The organism is Paenibacillus pasadenensis DSM 19293 (genome assembly GCF_000422485.1).
GTDB lineage: Bacteria > Bacillota > Bacilli > Paenibacillales > Paenibacillaceae > Paenibacillus_O > Paenibacillus_O pasadenensis.
On record NZ_AULW01000001.1, the window covers coordinates 183,848 to 197,828 of the forward strand.

At 63.2% G+C, this 13,981-nt stretch carries 14 protein-coding genes and 3 tRNA genes; 6 read left to right on the forward strand and 11 right to left on the reverse strand.

Annotated elements, in window-relative coordinates:
- Positions 1 to 14: 14 nt before the first annotated feature.
- Positions 15 to 1,376: a stalk domain-containing protein gene (locus tag H582_RS0100815; protein WP_028596958.1), complete on the reverse strand. Its 1,362-nt coding sequence runs from the start codon at positions 1,374 to 1,376 to the stop codon at positions 15 to 17.
- Between the two features lie 162 nt (positions 1,377 to 1,538).
- On the opposite strand from H582_RS0100815, the gene H582_RS0100820 reads away from it, so the two are divergent.
- On the forward strand, positions 1,539 to 1,877 hold the full coding sequence (locus tag H582_RS0100820) for a L,D-transpeptidase (RefSeq protein ID WP_028596959.1): 339 nt from the start codon (positions 1,539 to 1,541) through the stop codon (positions 1,875 to 1,877).
- 113 nt (positions 1,878 to 1,990) lie between these two features.
- The gene (locus H582_RS25410; protein WP_052332848.1) at positions 1,991 to 2,974 is read left to right on the forward strand and encodes an S-layer homology domain-containing protein; all 984 of its coding nucleotides are present in this window, start codon (positions 1,991 to 1,993) and stop codon (positions 2,972 to 2,974) included.
- On the opposite strand, the gene H582_RS0100830 is transcribed toward H582_RS25410, so the two are convergent.
- The gene (locus H582_RS0100830; protein WP_028596960.1) at positions 2,937 to 3,746 is read right to left on the reverse strand and encodes an SPL family radical SAM protein; all 810 of its coding nucleotides are present in this window, start codon (positions 3,744 to 3,746) and stop codon (positions 2,937 to 2,939) included. The genes H582_RS25410 and H582_RS0100830 overlap by 38 nt on opposite strands.
- On the reverse strand, positions 3,743 to 4,468 hold the full coding sequence (locus tag H582_RS0100835; RefSeq protein ID WP_028596961.1) for a uracil-DNA glycosylase: 726 nt from the start codon (positions 4,466 to 4,468) through the stop codon (positions 3,743 to 3,745). The genes H582_RS0100830 and H582_RS0100835 overlap by 4 nt, the downstream gene beginning before the upstream one ends.
- 61 nt (positions 4,469 to 4,529) lie before the next feature.
- Between H582_RS0100835 and H582_RS25415 the strand changes: the two genes are divergently transcribed.
- Both H582_RS25415 and H582_RS0100845 read left to right on the forward strand, forming a co-directional pair.
- A complete protein-coding gene (locus H582_RS25415; protein WP_323744204.1) occupies positions 4,530 to 4,805 on the forward strand; it encodes a hypothetical protein in 276 nt (91 codons plus the stop codon).
- Between the two features lie 150 nt (positions 4,806 to 4,955).
- Positions 4,956 to 5,207 (forward strand): hypothetical protein, encoded by a 252-nt coding sequence (locus H582_RS0100845; protein ID WP_028596962.1) that lies wholly within the window; start codon positions 4,956 to 4,958, stop codon positions 5,205 to 5,207.
- Between the two features lie 63 nt (positions 5,208 to 5,270).
- Here the strand turns inward: H582_RS0100845 and H582_RS0100850 are convergent.
- From H582_RS0100850 to H582_RS0100860, 3 genes are all read right to left on the reverse strand, one after another.
- Positions 5,271 to 5,353, reverse strand: a tRNA-Leu gene (locus tag H582_RS0100850).
- Between the two features lie 135 nt (positions 5,354 to 5,488).
- Positions 5,489 to 5,565 (reverse strand) — tRNA-Ile (locus H582_RS0100855).
- Between the two features lie 38 nt (positions 5,566 to 5,603).
- Positions 5,604 to 5,677 (reverse strand) — tRNA-Met (locus H582_RS0100860).
- Between the two features lie 246 nt (positions 5,678 to 5,923).
- Between H582_RS0100860 and H582_RS0100865 the strand changes: the two genes are divergently transcribed.
- Complete coding sequence (locus H582_RS0100865; protein ID WP_028596963.1) at positions 5,924 to 6,232, forward strand: hypothetical protein; 309 nt, start codon at positions 5,924 to 5,926, stop codon at positions 6,230 to 6,232.
- A gap of 51 nt (positions 6,233 to 6,283) precedes the next feature.
- On the opposite strand, the gene H582_RS0100870 is transcribed toward H582_RS0100865, so the two are convergent.
- Both H582_RS0100870 and H582_RS31540 read right to left on the reverse strand, forming a co-directional pair.
- Positions 6,284 to 7,204 (reverse strand): HD domain-containing phosphohydrolase, encoded by a 921-nt coding sequence (locus tag H582_RS0100870; RefSeq protein ID WP_043110732.1) that lies wholly within the window; start codon positions 7,202 to 7,204, stop codon positions 6,284 to 6,286.
- A gap of 127 nt (positions 7,205 to 7,331) precedes the next feature.
- On the reverse strand, positions 7,332 to 7,508 hold the full coding sequence (locus tag H582_RS31540) for a hypothetical protein (protein ID WP_153783803.1): 177 nt from the start codon (positions 7,506 to 7,508) through the stop codon (positions 7,332 to 7,334).
- A 208-nt stretch (positions 7,509 to 7,716) separates the two neighbouring features.
- On the opposite strand from H582_RS31540, the gene H582_RS0100880 reads away from it, so the two are divergent.
- Positions 7,717 to 8,460, forward strand: a complete 744-nt coding sequence (locus tag H582_RS0100880; protein WP_028596965.1) for a sulfite exporter TauE/SafE family protein — start codon at positions 7,717 to 7,719, stop codon at positions 8,458 to 8,460.
- 157 nt (positions 8,461 to 8,617) lie between these two features.
- Here H582_RS0100880 and H582_RS0100885 read toward each other — a convergent pair whose 3' ends face one another.
- From H582_RS0100885 to H582_RS0100895, 3 genes are read right to left on the reverse strand one after another with little or no spacing between them, the layout of a single operon-like run.
- Complete coding sequence (locus H582_RS0100885) at positions 8,618 to 10,180, reverse strand: ABC transporter substrate-binding protein (protein WP_084136445.1); 1,563 nt, start codon at positions 10,178 to 10,180, stop codon at positions 8,618 to 8,620.
- Positions 10,177 to 11,061, reverse strand: a complete 885-nt coding sequence (locus H582_RS0100890) for an ABC transporter ATP-binding protein (protein WP_028596967.1) — start codon at positions 11,059 to 11,061, stop codon at positions 10,177 to 10,179. The genes H582_RS0100885 and H582_RS0100890 overlap by 4 nt, the downstream gene beginning before the upstream one ends.
- 6 nt (positions 11,062 to 11,067) lie before the next feature.
- Positions 11,068 to 13,974: an ABC transporter permease gene (locus H582_RS0100895; RefSeq protein WP_052332891.1), complete on the reverse strand. Its 2,907-nt coding sequence runs from the start codon at positions 13,972 to 13,974 to the stop codon at positions 11,068 to 11,070.
- Positions 13,975 to 13,981: the final 7 nt, after the last annotated feature.

Sequence of the window (13,981 nt, forward strand, 5' to 3'; positions counted from 1 at the left end):
GCCGTGCTTGCCGCTTACTTGCTGAGAGTTGTCCAGCGTCCGTCCGCGCCGAGCGACTGCAGCCGTCCGTCCGCGATCAGCGCGGCGCGCTTGCCGTCCTTGGACAGCGTCAGGCCGTAGGCGCCTTCCGGAGCGGCAGCCAGCTTCGTCACCGCTTCGGTGGACTCGTCCAGCACGTAGACCGACGTTTCGGTCAGGATGCCGATGAAGCTGCCCGCCTGGACGGCTTCCAGCACGTCCTCTTTGTCGAAGGCGGTTTTCGCTTGCTCGCCTTTTTGCGAGACGAGCGTGGAGATCGTCTTCTCGTCGCCGGCCTTCACATAATAAACAGTGCCGGATGCGGAGCGCTGGATGAACAGCTTGTCCTCGTCGCCCTTGGTCAGAGCGGCCGGCTTGGCGTCAGCGGCGCCAAGCGCCAGATCGAACAGCTGCGGGCTCGTGCCGGCCAAGTCGATCGCGACATCGTCGAGGCTGACGTCCTTGTTCGCATCGGCGGTCACCTTGCCGGTCTTCACGACCGAATACGTCAGGCCCGCTCCGTTCACGGACAGGTCGCCCTTGTACTCGACCTTGTCGTCCAGCACCTTGGACACTTTGCCGTCTTCGAGGGAAATCGCCGCGATGACAGAGGTTTTGTCGCCTTGCAGGAAGAACAGGCTCTTGCCGTCCGGCGCCCATTGCAGATTGCTCTTGATGCTCGTGTCCGTGCCGAGCTTGCGCATCGTCCGCGCCGCCAGATCGACGATCCGCACGACGCCGTCAGCATCCGCGAACGCCGCCGAGGCGCCGTCCGGCGAGACGACCAGCTCGGAAGCGCCGTTCGAGGTGAGCAGCTGTGTCCGCGCTCCGGTCGCCGGGTCGACGATGTAGTCGAGGCGGCCGTCCTCCGTCGTGACGGATGCGATCAGTCCGCTGCCTGCCCATTGGACCGAGTCGACCGCATCGAGCAGGTCGAGCGTCTCGATCGACCAGCCGTCCGCTCCGCCCTTCCACGTCGCTCCGAGAGCGGCCGCATAGGCGCCAGGCTCGATGTAGTTGACCTGCTTCCAGCTCGTGACGGCGCTGGACAGAGCGACCGGACCTTCGTCCGTCTGGATCTGCTTGGAGCCGGCTTGCAGCAGCAGCGTGCGGTCTCCGAGCGTGACGCGCACGCCGGCTCCGCCGGGAAGAACCTCCAGCTCGGCGCCGAGAGCATGGGCGAGATCAGCGGCGGACAGCAGCTGGCTGCCCCCCTGGACGATCGAGCGTACGATCACTTCGTTTCCATTGACGCTGATCGTGGCTTGCTTCGCTTCGGCCGCGGACACCGCTGTTGCCGCACCGGCTCCGATCGCGGCGACCAGCGCCGCTGCAATTGCTTTAGATCCTCTGTTCATGGTTGGCTCTTCACCCTTCTTTGCGACTATTGTCCCGTACAAGCTGATCCTAAGGCATAATTGTTTAGGCTATATTTGGAATTTTTAACGATTATGTAAAGGAAAGACCCAGGCGAAAGGGGGCTTCGGTCGCATATGCTACCGGGAAGGGAGAAGGTCCGCATGCCTAAATACCGCATCATCGTCGATCTGTCCGATCGCGCGCTCTATCTGCTGGACGGAGATATTGTCGTGAGGCAGTTTCCGATTGCTGTCGGCAAGATGCTGACCCGGACTCCGACCGGAGAGTACACGATCATCAACAAGCAGCTGAATCCGGGCGGGCCGTTCGGAGCGCTATGGATGGGGCTGTCGAAGCCTCACTACGGCATTCATGGCACGAACGATCCCGCCTCCATCGGGCGCGCAGTCTCTCATGGCTGCATCCGCATGCACAACGAGGACGTGCTCGAGCTTTCGGCGCTCGTGCCGCTCGGGACCAGAGTCACGATCCGTCCCTGAGCCGCAACCATTCGCTCCTGGACTGCGTCTGTAACGGCAGAATGGTCTTTGCTTGCCGGGCCGAGTTTTGGGCCAACCTACAGATAGCGGAATCGAGAAGGGAGCGAGGGAAGATGACGAGGAATAGAAAGAAAAGCCGGCTGCTGGCCGGCGGTCTGGCAGCGGCGCTGCTGCTGGCGGCCGCGCCGCTCCATGCCGGCGCTTTTGCCGATGTGGAAGCGGATCCGAACGCGGCCGCCATCCGCAGCTTGGAACAGGCCGGGCTGCTGAGCGGCGGAGACGGCAAGTTCCGGCCGGCGGAGGCGCTGACGAATGCGGAAGGAATAGCTCTGCTCGTGAAGGCGTTCGGACTCAATCTGGACCGGATCCGGTTCATTCAGGCTCCGCAGGCGAGCCAGTACTATCCGGGCATGAGCGACAGCGCATGGTATTCGGAGTCGTTTCTGATCGGCGCGGCGCTCGGCGTCGGGCTGCCGAAGGACGTGAAGCCGGGCGCGCCGATGTCCCGCGAGACGTTCGCGGCGCTGCTGCTGCAGGCGATGAAGGCGGCTGACGGCGGGTGGAGCGGAGCAAAAGGCGAGGCGCCCGAGGACGATTCCGCGGTCGGAAGCGCCTATCGGGACAGCGTGCTCGAGCTGATCGGCGCGGGTCTGCCGCTGCTCGATCCGTCGGGAAATTTCCAGCCCAAAAAGGCCGTCTCGCGCAGCGACGCGGCAGCCTGGGTCGAAGGAGGAAGGAAGCTCGTGAAAGGCATAAAACCGGAAAGCGAATCTCCCTCTCCCGTCTCGCCGCTTGCAGGCGTCGAGCTGACGACGGCGAAGCTGGCGGACGGCGTCGTCAAAGTGACCGTATCCGCTCAAGCACCGAATCCCGGCTACGGCATCCGGATCGCCTCGATCCGCTTCGACGGCGGACAGGCGATCGTGAGCGTCGCCGTCGTACGGCCGAAGCCGGGCCAGATGTACCCGCAGGTCATCACCGAGGTGAGCGCCGACACGTATGTCGACGAAGCTTATACGGCCGTGCTCGACGAAGCGGCGGCCAGCAGCGGCGAGCCGCTCAAGGGAGGAATCCTGCCCGGGAAAAATGCACGCTGACGTCCGGGCTTGCCAGCAGCGACTCATAGAACCGGTCCGCGGCGGCCGGCGCATAGTCGGCCTCGAGGCCGAGGGAACGGTACTGCTCCCTCATGCCGAGCTGGCCGGAGCGCCGGCCGCCGCTGCCGTCTCCGCGGTGGAAGTCGTCGACGACGATGCGCGGCGCCTCGCGGACGAGACGGCTTGCGAACCGCTCCGTATGGGGCAGCAGCGGCGAGACGGCCGCCTGCACGGGAATGCCCGCCTCGCGCAGCTCCTTCAGCGCGCGCCAGCGGGCGGCGAGCGGCGGCGCCTGCGGCGTGAACCGGCGGCGCATCGCCTCGTCGTCCGTCTCGATCGTCACGCTCGCGCGCAGCCTGCCGCCGAAGCGGGCCAGCAGCTCCTTGTCCCGCAGGATCAAGGCGCTGCGCGTCTGCAGCAGGATGAACTCCGGCGGGCGCTCCAGCATGAGCTCGAGCAGCGAAGCGGTCGTGCGCGCCTGCGCCTCCGCGGGCTGGTACGGATCGGTCGCCGAGCCGAAAAAGAGCCGGATCGGTCCTTTGTCTGATTCGCGGCTCCATTCGCGCCGGAACGAGGCCGCATCGAGCTTCTTGACGTCGACCCAGCTGCCCCACGGCTCGGCCCGGAACAGTCCGACCGGCATCCGGCGGACATAGCAGTAGCTGCAGCCGAAGCTGCAGCCCGTGTACGGATTGAGCGTATGCGTATAGCCTTCGAGATAGCCTGCCGCAGGATTGAGCCAGCGGGCCGGCCGTTTCGCCGGGCCGCTCATCGGGCGCCGCGCTCGTGCCCGGCGGCGGCTTCGTCGCGAGCGGCCGGCTCGGCCGTCCGGCACCAATCGATCGGCTCCATGCCGTGCTTTTCCAAAAAAGCGTTCGCCTTGGAGAAGGGCCGGCTGCCCAGGAAGCCGCGATGGGCCGAGAACGGACTCGGATGCGGCGTAGACAGCAGCAGATGCCGGCTCCCGTCCAGAAAAGCGGCCTTGTTCTGCGCATGCTTGCCCCAGAGCAGGAACACCGCCGGACGCTCCCTTTCGCCGATCAGCCGCACGATGCGGTCCGTGAACCGCTCCCAGCCGAGCCCCTGATGCGAAGCGGCTTGTCCCCGCCGCACGGTGAGCACGTTGTTGAGCAGCAGCACGCCCTGGCGCGCCCAGCCGCGCAGGTCGCCGCTCTCGGGCAACGGACAGCCGATGTCGTCCTGAAGCTCCTTGTAGATGTTTTGCAGCGACGGCGGGATGCGCACGCCCGGCTGTACGGAGAAGCTGAGGCCATGCGCCTGGCCGGGGCCGTGATACGGGTCCTGGCCGAGGATGACGACCTTCGTGTCTGCGAGCGAGGTCAGATGCAGCGCGTTGAAAATATCATGCATGTCGGGATAGACCGGACCGCTGCGGTATTCCTCCGCCAGCCGGCCTCGCAGCTCGCGGTAATACGGCTGCTGCATCTCCTCCCGGATAAACGGCTCCCAGTCGTTGCGGAACGTCACGGTCATTTGACATCGCCCTCCGTAGAAAGTAAAATTGATTAGCCCATATCGAAGAAAGTCGCAGGTGATGGCCATGAGTTACCGTCCGCTCGTAACGAACGTCAAGCTCGCGGAGCGCAACGACTCCACCCAGCTGTACCAGGTCGTCGTAAAGCTCAAGGACGGCGGAGAATGCCGCCTGTTCTACGGCCCGGAAGGCACCAAGATCAATCGTCTCCAGACGACGCCTTGTCCGGTATGCCGCCGAGACTACTACTGCAACTGCATGGACAAGTTCATCGAGGAAATCAGCAGCCAGGTCGACCTGGAAGAGCTGAAGGCTGCCGAGCCGGCAGCGAAGTAAGAGGCCTCCAGGGGCTTCTTTTTTTCTGTCTCCAGTGTACTGGATTCAGCCAAGCCGGGCAATCCGGCGTTATTTTTCACGCTGATCCGTTTAATGGAATGAAAAAACCTGCCGATATAGTTCGTATCCACGGGAGGGAGCGTGATTGCCATGCGCTTGGCTACAGCCGTCGGCTGGATGATGGCTCCGTTCGTCATGCTGCCGGCCAGATGGAGCAAGCTGTCTGCGACGAGCCGCCTGGTCGGCGCCGTCTGGTCCTCCGCTCTGCTGCTGTCGCTGCTCGCTCTGGCGATGCCCCACGGCGCGCCGAGCAATCCGGCCCAGCAGGTGCAGGCCAAGGTCGTTCCCGCCGCCGCAAGTCCGGCCGCTCCTGCCACGCCGGATTCGGACGAGCTTCCTTGATCGGCCGCGCGAAAGCATGATCCACGCAAAAAAGCAGCCCGAGGGCTGCTTTTTTGCGTATGATGCCGAAGACCGGACTCGAACCGGTACGGGGTTGCCCCCGACAGATTTTAAGTCTGTTGTGTCTGCCATTCCACCACTCCGGCAAGACGAGATGCGCCGTATGAGCGACATGACGAAAGACAGCTTACCATACTTCGCCAGCGCGCGTCAACGGATTGTCCGGACCGCCGGGAAATAAAAAACCGCCTCGCATCGCGAGGCGGTCCGTTCGTTCTGATTGGTGGGCCCTGCAGGACTCGAACCTGCGACCAATCGGTTATGAGCCGACCGCTCTAACCAACTGAGCTAAGGGCCCTTTTGAGGGATAGGTTGACTCGCATAAGGGCGAATAAGTTGCGGGGGCAGGATTTGAACCTGCGGCCTTCGGGTTATGAGCCCGACGAGCTACCGGGCTGCTCCACCCCGCGTCAAAAATCACGGTTCCGCTTGGGAACACAAACATAAATATACTACAGCCGCTCTGGCAAAGTCAACCTGCCGGCCGGCGGGCTTTGATTCGATGCAAACTCTCGCAAATCGCAATTGACGACTCTAGCAGGAATTGGTAAGATCACCCTATAAATCATGCGTCAAAAGGCCCATATATACCGATTTTTATCGGTTTATAGGACCTATGACCTTGTTTATATCCATCACCTGATAGGAGGGGTAGAATGAAGAAAAAAGCAACGCTGCTCGTTGCCGCTGCAATCGCGGTCCAAACGCTGCTCGCTGGAAGCGCCTTTGCCGCCTACAAGCCTGAACAGGACATTACCGTCGGCATCAACCTGCTGCCAAGCGTCATCAAGCCTTCGGGCGCACTGGGCGAAGCGACCTTCAATCTGCAAGAAGACGTGCATGGGACGGTAACCGGCCTCACCGGCCTTTCCATCGATCATTCCTACGCCATGGTCAAGCTGAACGGCTTCTCCCTGCTGGCCGTCGATCCGCCCCTGGCGCTGATCAACAGGCCAAAAACGTAAAACCTGCCTGGCTGCGGGCTCTCTCGAGAGCTCGGGGCCAGGCAGGTTTTTTTATAGCTGATGCGCCAGCTTGAAAAAGGCGTCCATGACATCGGGATGATATTTTCCGCGGGAGCGCTCCATCTCTTCCCATGCCTGCTCCTTGGGCACGGCTGCCTTGTAGACGCGCTGGGCCGTGATCGCATCGTAGGAATCGACGACGGCGACGATCGCCGAGCCGATGTGGATGCTGCCGCCCTTCAAGCCATACGGATAGCCGCTGCCGTCGAATCGCTCGTGATGCTGCTCCACGATGAGCCCGGCCGCCTTCAGATGGGTCATCCCGGTTTCGTTCAGGATGCTGCGCCCTAGCGCCGCATGGGTCTTCATGATTTCGTATTCCTCGCTCGTCAGCTTGCCGGGCTTGCCTAAGATGCTGGCCGGCACCCTCGTCTTGCCGATGTCATGAAAGAACGAGCCGTAATTCAGCTCCATCAGCTGGGCGGAGGTGAGGCCCATGCTCTCCCCGATCATCATCGCCATCCTCATGATCGTGTAGCAATGGTCGGCGGTGTAGCCGTCTTTCTGCTCGATGTCGACAGCCAGCCTCATGAGCTCCTTGGCATTTTCGCTATAGTGGTGGAACACGGGCTGCGAAGCGACATACAAAAACTCGCAATCCGTCTCGGCGATGAAAATCGTCTCGTCCCGAACCGGCTCTCCGGAGACGGAGTCCCCGCTCCTCAGCACATGGTCGCCCGACGGAGAATGCCAGATCAACGAGCCCGTCAGCACGTAGACGAACTCCAGCGCTTCCCATCCGTCGGCGGGATACAACGCCCAGCGGCTTCCGGCCTTCAGCCGGTGGTGAATGATCTCGGTGCCGTCGCCGGATGCGATCAGCTTCAGCTCCAAGCCGCTGCTCGTCAGCGAGACCGTCTCCATGGGCTGGTCGAAGCTCCGAATCGTCAAGCCGGACTGGCTTTCCTTCATGCGCGCCCCTCCCTTCGCTCTCTGCCAAGCTGACGTTTGAACGCGTCATTCGGCTTCATGCTACCGCTATTCTATCGCGTTCAATTTCCGGCTGCAACGAGATTTTGGAGAGCGGCCCCGAGCAGGCTCAGGGCATGTAGCGGACGCCGTACTTTCCCCGTTTCGATTGAAACACTTCGATTTCCTTCGGGCATTCGTAGCCGTAAATCCACCAATCGTTCTCCATCCGCTTGACGAGGCAGCCCGCCTGGAACTTGCTGTCGTACAGGCGTCCCCAATAAATCCATCTTGTCATCGCTGTCATCGCGTCGCTCGCATCCTTTCGTCGTCGGGCGGCTCCTGCCTGTCGTCCGAGCCTCTTTATCGTCATCGTTCCCCTGATGTACGCGCTTCATTCCGGATGCACGCGCGAAAACGGCAGGATTGCCGGACGCGCCTTCCGTCCGTTAAGATGAAGGAAACCGCGCATGACATGGCCAGGCATTCGCCTGGCTGACGCAGAGGAGGCTACCATGGAACCGACATCGTTGCAGCTGTCCGTCCTCGTCCTCTGCTCCATCCTCATCGGCTTTTCCAAAACCGGCATGCCGACGCTCGGCTTGTTCGTCGCCGCCGTCATGGCGAGCGTCTATCCGGCACGGGAATCCGTCGGCCTGATCACGCCGGTGCTTATCATCGGCGACATCATCGCGATCCTCTATTACCGCAAGGAGGTCGTCTGGCGGCATCTGGCGACGCTGCTGCCGTGGGTGTTCGCCGGCTTGATCGGCGGCTTCCTCGTGCTCGGGCGCATCCATGACCGGCCGCTCTCGATTCTGCTCGGCAGCCTCGTGCTCGCCTTGCTGCTGCTGCATCTGTTCAAGAACCGCATCGAAAGCGCCGCGTCCGTCTCGCTGAGCTCCGCTCCGGCGTTCAACAACAGCCTCGGCGTGCTGGCGGGCTTCACGACGATGATCGGCAACGCCGCCGGCAGCATCATGTCGATCTACCTGCTCGCCAAGGGCATGGACAAAATGCGCTTCGTCGGCACGAACGCCATGTTCTTCTTCATCGTCAACGTCGCTAAAGTGCCGTTCACCGCCTCGCTCGGGCTGATCACGGCCGATACGCTCGTCCTGAACGCGTGGATGATTCCGGCGGTCGCCGCCGGCGCCTGGGTCGGCATCAAGCTGCTGCCGCTCATTCCGCAAAAGCTGTTCCAAGCGCTGATCCTCGGGCTTGCCGCGCTTGGCGGCCTCAATCTGATCCTTTTCTAGGACGCAACGCATCCCGCAGGACAAAAAGGGACGAAGCGCAGCGATGCGCGCTTCGTCCCTTTTTGACGCCTGCCGGAACGATCCGGCCGGCAGTCCGACAATCGCCGGCTCGGCTCGGGACGCCGCCCCGAGAGCCGGCGGATTCGAATGCCTTCCGTCAGCCGGCCGGCAGAACCTCCACCGCTCCTCCGTCCGTGCTTCCGCCTTCCTTGCCTTCCGGACTGTTCGTCGGGTTCGTCTTCAGCTTCGCCAGCAAAGCGTTGCCCTTCGTCGCCCAGTCCTTGACCGCTTCCTCGGCCGTCATCTTGCCGCTGAGCGCCTGCTGGAACGACTGCTGTCCAATCGATTGCACCTCGTAGATGCCCGGCTTCTTGCGCGCGAGCTCTTCCATCGCGCTGCTCGTCGGCGGCACCGGCTTCAGCGAGTAGAACGCCTTGATGTTGTACTGCATGCCGTCGATCGGCTTGATGAACTCCGCGCGCGCCGGAATTTCATAGGTGCTGCGCGATTTCAGCTTCGCCCATTCGCGGCTGTTGAGGAACTTGATGAATTCCCAAGCGCCGTCCGGATTCTGCGCCTTGGCGTTGATGCCCATCGGCTGGCCGAGGTAGGAGTTGCCGCCGACATCCGGGTGCTCCTCGAACACCGGCACCGTCACGACGTCCCAGTCGATCGGCTTCATGTTTTTGTTCGTCGCGGCCGCATCCTTGATGTTCTTGAGCTCCATGATGTAGTTGTAGTCGGCGATCGTCATCGCGACGTTGCCGGAGTTGAACAGGTCGTTCTGGTACATGAACGAGTTCTGGTCCTTTTCCCGCTGCTTCTGCTGCGCTTCGTTGATTTTCTGGATCTTCTCCTGCGTCGGCAGGACGTCCTCCTTGTACAGCTTGAGGATCGTATCCCAGGCGTTGGACCAGGCCGGTCCGCTGTCGACGAGCATTTTCTCGCCCTTATCGTCAAACATCTTAAGCTGCAGCGGAGCGATATACGTCTGAAGGTCGCTGAACGGATCGCCGCCGCTCCAGCGGTTCATCGTCAGGCCGAACACCTGCTTCTCCCCCGTGCCGCCCTTCACCTTGCGGGCGAGGTCGAACACCTGGTTCCATGTCATCTTGTCGGTCGGCGGCTGCACGCCGGCGTCCGAGAAAATCTTCTTGTTGTAGAACAGGGCGGAGCCGGAGAAGGTCGGCGTCAGCACGTAGATCTTGGAGTCTCCGGCCGCCTTGATGCCGTCGATGACCGTCGGCACGTAGTCGCTGATATCGAACTTATCCTTGGCGATGAGCGGGTCGAGCTGCTGCAGCAGGCCGTCCTGCACCATCCGCTGGAGCTGGTAATAGTCGACCATCACGACGTCGACCGGATTTTGTCCGGTCAGCAGCTCCTGCATCTTCTCGTACGGATCCGGCTGCTCCTTCTGCTGGTCGCCGTTCGTGTAGCGCATGTCGTTGTAATTGTTCGCATAGACGATTTCCAAGCTGACGTTCGGATGCGTGAACTCGAACGTATCGGTGTACTGCTGGCGGAACCACGAGTCATTGTCCGGCGAGCCGTACAGCATGCCGATGCGCAGCACGCTCTGCTCCGCCTGCTCCGACGAGGAGCCGCTGCAGCCTACAAGCGTTCCCGCGGCCAGTGCCGCCGCCATCGCGGCCAAGCCGGCCGCGCGCAGGCGCGTCCCCTTCTTTTTTACCACGGCGTTTTCTCCAAGCTCCTTCATGCCTGTTCCCCCTCAATTAGCTTCGGTTTCGTAATGATGATGCGCTCCCCGTCGAACTCCATCGACGCCTTGCCTGTAATGCCGAGCGCGGTCAGGTACTCCTTGGGCACTTGCAGCCGCCCGGCCCGGTCCACGACGGCGAAAGCCTCGTGCACGTCCTGCAGGCCGCCCTGTCCGAAGCCGGTCGCTTCGTCGAGATGCGTGTTGCGCCGCAGGAACTCGGTGCTCGTGAGGCCGTCGCGGATGGCGACGACCCGGTCGACCTTGCCCGCGAGCGACAGGTCATGGGTGACGATGACGATCGTCAGGCCGAGCTCGCGGTTGAGCGTGCGGAAAATGTCCATGATAAGGTCGCTCGTGCGGCTGTCGACGGAGCCGGTCGGCTCGTCGGCGAGCAGCATCTGCGGCCGGTTGGACAGCGAGATCGCGATCGCGACCCGCTGCTGCTCCCCGCCGGACAGCTGATGCAGCTTGTTGTGCATCCGCTCCTTCAGACCGACCCACTCCAGCAGCTGCCGAGAATAGGCGCGGTCCACCTTGCCGCGCAGCATCATCGGCATCTCGACGTTTTCGATCGCCGACAGGTACGGCAGCAGGTTGCGGGCGTTGTTTTGCCAGATGAAGCCGACCGTCTCCCGCTTGTACTTGACGAGCTGCTCGTCGGTGATCTTGAGCAGATCCCACGGGCCGACGCGCACCGTTCCGGCCGACGGCCGGTCGAGGCCGCCGAGGATGTTGAGCAGCGTCGACTTGCCGCTGCCGCTGTTGCCGATGATCGCCATCAGCTCGCCGTCCTTGACGCTGAGGTTGAGCCCCTGCAGGGCGACGACCTCGAGATCGTCGGTCTTGTAGATCTTGACCAGCCCTTCGCAATCAATCATGACCCATCATCGCTCCTCTCCCATCTTGACCGCCTGATGCACCCGCAGCCTGCGGATATGGAGCATCAGCAGCAGCGCGCCGACGAGCATCATGAAGGCGACGACGACGTACAGCTGCATCGTATCCTGACTGTTGAACACGACGCGGAAAGGAGGCACGTTGCCCGATGCGTTGTCCGCCGTCTGCAGGAACGGCAGGAACAGCAGGCTCGCGATTTTGCCGATCGCGACGCCGAGCCCGATGCTGAGGCCGGCGGTGAACAGCTGCTCGAGCAGCAGCATCCCGGTCAGCTGGCGCTTGGACAGCCCCATCGCCCGCAGCACGCCGAACTGCACGACCCGTCCCGACAGGTTGAAGAACCAGTACAGGATGTAGCCGGTCAGCGTGACGATGACGGAGACGAGGAAGCCGAGGCTCAGGATGCCGAACACGCCGCCGCGCGTCGGCAGCTTGCTCTGGGCGATCAGCGCCGAGCGCACGTCCTTGACGCTCGCCAGCTCGATGCCGTGCTGCTGAAGCTCGGTCATGAGCGGGGCGACCTTGGCGTCCGGCTTCATCTTGAGCCAGACCTCGTACGGAAGGAGCGGCACCTGATCGTAGATGTAGTCCAGGTTGGCGATCAGGAACGGCGATTCGTCCGGATACTGCGACGGCCAGTACGGCAGGATGCCGACGACCGCGAAGTCGATCATGCCGTCGGAAAGCCCCATCGAGATCGTATCGCCGAGCTTGAGCTGATACTTCTCGGCGAGGCCGGACGGGACGATCGCTCCGGCGCCTTCGGCATAGATGCCGAGGTTGTTGAGATAATGGTTCGGATGGACCGGATACAAATCGTCCCGGAACCAGCCCACCTTGGCGAAGTCGACATTGTCGATGCCCATCAGCGTGCCCTGGCCGATCGAGCGGCCGGAGACGACGAGGTTGCCTTTGGCCTGCAGCACGCGGGCCGCCGCCTCGACGCCGTCCAGCGATCGGAACACCTCGAACGGCGGCTCCGAATACCGGACCTTGACCGGCTGCTGGCCGCCTCCGCCCGGATTGCCGCCTCCGCCGCCGCCGTTGCCGCCGCCATTGCCGTTTCCGCCGTTGCCGCCGTTTCCTCCATTGCCGCCTCCGCCATTGCCGCCGTTGCCGCCGTTGCCTCCGCCTCCGTTGCCGCCCTGGCCGGGCTGCAGCTCCGGCGTGCTGGACCATACGGTCTGCATGACGACGTCGGTGCCGTATTGGTAGAGCGTGCGCTCGGTCGAGTTGAGGTCGATCGTGCGCGCGGCCGAGGCGTTGTAGACGCCGAGCCCGAGCGTCAGGATGAGCAGGATCATGAGCGGATAATAGCCTTGGGACGAGCGCGACAGCTGCGTCAGCGTCAAGTAGAGCGGCACCGGCAGCAGCTTGCGGCCGAGCCAGTTGAACAGCCGCAGCAGCCACGGGAACAGCCGCAGGAAGAACAGGCCGAGCGAGAAGATCGCCAGCGCCGGCACGAAGAACAGGAACGGCTGCACGTTCAGCTGATCCGTCGTCATTCCGGTCTGGAACGTCAGCATCTGGCGCTCGCTCAGCAGGTACCAGCCGTAGCCGCTCGCGCCGAGCAGCAGCACGTCGAGGAACCAGCGCTGCCAGAACGGCGCGCGGTCCGAGCGCGCCAGCTTCTGCTTGTAGCCGACGATCGACGCCCGCGCGTAGACGACGGCCGGGATGACCGTCGCCAGCACGGCCAGCAGCACGGCCGCGCTGCCGGCGATGATCGCATCGGTCGTGAAGCCGACCGGAATCGACTTGCGGTCGACGAATTCAAGGAAGCCGTTGGCCGAGCCGATGCTCTTGGCCATGAACCAGCCGAGCAGCGGGCCGAGCACGAACGCCGCGCCGCCGAGCAGCAGGCTCTCCAGCAGATAGAGCCCGATGATCTGCCGGGTGCCGGCGCCGCGGCTGCGCAGCACGGCGATGTCGCTGCGCTGCTTGTCGAGCGCCTGGCGGGCGTTCATCGCGATGAAATAGAACACCATCGCGATCATCGGCGCGGCGAGCGTGAACAGCAGCGTCTGCAGCTGCAGGCTCGTCGTCCGGAACTGCTGCAGGATCGACGCGAAGCTGATCTCGACGCGCGTATCCGGCAGCTTTTGGTACAGCTCGATGTTCAGCCTCTCCAGCGTGCGGCTCAGCGGAGCGAGCTCGCCGGTGCGAATCTCGCGCAGGTCGAACGCGTAGTACCAGGTGCCGCTGTGGAGCGGCAGCTTGCGGTCTTTCAGGATGCCGTCCGTCATGGCGGGCTCGCTCGTGAGGAAGGTGTTCATCATCCCTTCGAGGCCCTGGTACCAGAACGGATCCGTATCCTGCTTCGGCTTGAACGTGCCGACGATCTGGACGCGCAGCGTCTGGTTCGAGCCGCCTCCGTAGGCCGGGTAAAGGAACACGTCGCCTACGTGCATGTCGGCGCGGTACAGCGCCTCCTCCAGCACGACCGCCTCGATCGTATCCCCGCCGCCCTTGCCGGGCACGAACCAGCGCCCCTGCGTCAGCTCGGCCTTGCCCTCGAGCCCCGTCAGCGCCTGCAGCGAGAACTTGCGGCTGACGCTGGCGCTGACCTTGGTCGGGTCCTCCGGCGTGATGTCGGCGCTGCGGATCGAGTAGCTGCGCGTCGCCGTCTCGATCGGGAAGCCGATCTGAGCCGGGACGTCGTCGCGGATGTAGCCGTCGACGCTGCCGAGCGCGGCCAGATCGGTCGGGCCCGGGCTTGCATTGTAGCGCATGAGCAGGGAGCCGGCCGGCAGCCCCTCGCTCTCCTCCTGCAGCGATTGCGTGACGACGCGCTTCAGCGAGCCGTCCGCGTACATCGGGATGCTGACCGCGAACGCGACCGCCAGCACGAGGCCGGCGAGCGAGCTGAGCGTCAGCCATCTGGTGTTCCACATCTTGCGG

Bases quoted from the DNA above. Each gene is read 5' to 3' on its own strand.
- H582_RS0100815 (WP_028596958.1), bottom strand. From the start codon at position 1,376: ATGAACAGAGGATCTAAAGCAATTGCAGCGGCGCTGGTCGCCGCGATC.
- H582_RS0100820 (WP_028596959.1), top strand. From the start codon at position 1,539: ATGCCTAAATACCGCATCATCGTCGATCTGTCCGATCGCGCGCTCTAT.
- H582_RS25410 (WP_052332848.1), top strand. From the start codon at position 1,991: ATGACGAGGAATAGAAAGAAAAGCCGGCTGCTGGCCGGCGGTCTGGCA.
- H582_RS0100830 (WP_028596960.1), bottom strand. From the start codon at position 3,746: ATGAGCGGCCCGGCGAAACGGCCGGCCCGCTGGCTCAATCCTGCGGCA.
- H582_RS0100835 (WP_028596961.1), bottom strand. From the start codon at position 4,468: ATGACCGTGACGTTCCGCAACGACTGGGAGCCGTTTATCCGGGAGGAG.
- H582_RS25415 (WP_323744204.1), top strand. From the start codon at position 4,530: ATGGCCATGAGTTACCGTCCGCTCGTAACGAACGTCAAGCTCGCGGAG.
- H582_RS0100845 (WP_028596962.1), top strand. From the start codon at position 4,956: ATGCGCTTGGCTACAGCCGTCGGCTGGATGATGGCTCCGTTCGTCATG.
- H582_RS0100865 (WP_028596963.1), top strand. From the start codon at position 5,924: ATGAAGAAAAAAGCAACGCTGCTCGTTGCCGCTGCAATCGCGGTCCAA.
- H582_RS0100870 (WP_043110732.1), bottom strand. From the start codon at position 7,204: ATGAAGGAAAGCCAGTCCGGCTTGACGATTCGGAGCTTCGACCAGCCC.
- H582_RS31540 (WP_153783803.1), bottom strand. From the start codon at position 7,508: ATGACAGCGATGACAAGATGGATTTATTGGGGACGCCTGTACGACAGC.
- H582_RS0100880 (WP_028596965.1), top strand. From the start codon at position 7,717: ATGGAACCGACATCGTTGCAGCTGTCCGTCCTCGTCCTCTGCTCCATC.
- H582_RS0100885 (WP_084136445.1), bottom strand. From the start codon at position 10,180: ATGAAGGAGCTTGGAGAAAACGCCGTGGTAAAAAAGAAGGGGACGCGC.
- H582_RS0100890 (WP_028596967.1), bottom strand. From the start codon at position 11,061: ATGATTGATTGCGAAGGGCTGGTCAAGATCTACAAGACCGACGATCTC.
- H582_RS0100895 (WP_052332891.1), bottom strand. From the start codon at position 13,974: ATGTGGAACACCAGATGGCTGACGCTCAGCTCGCTCGCCGGCCTCGTG.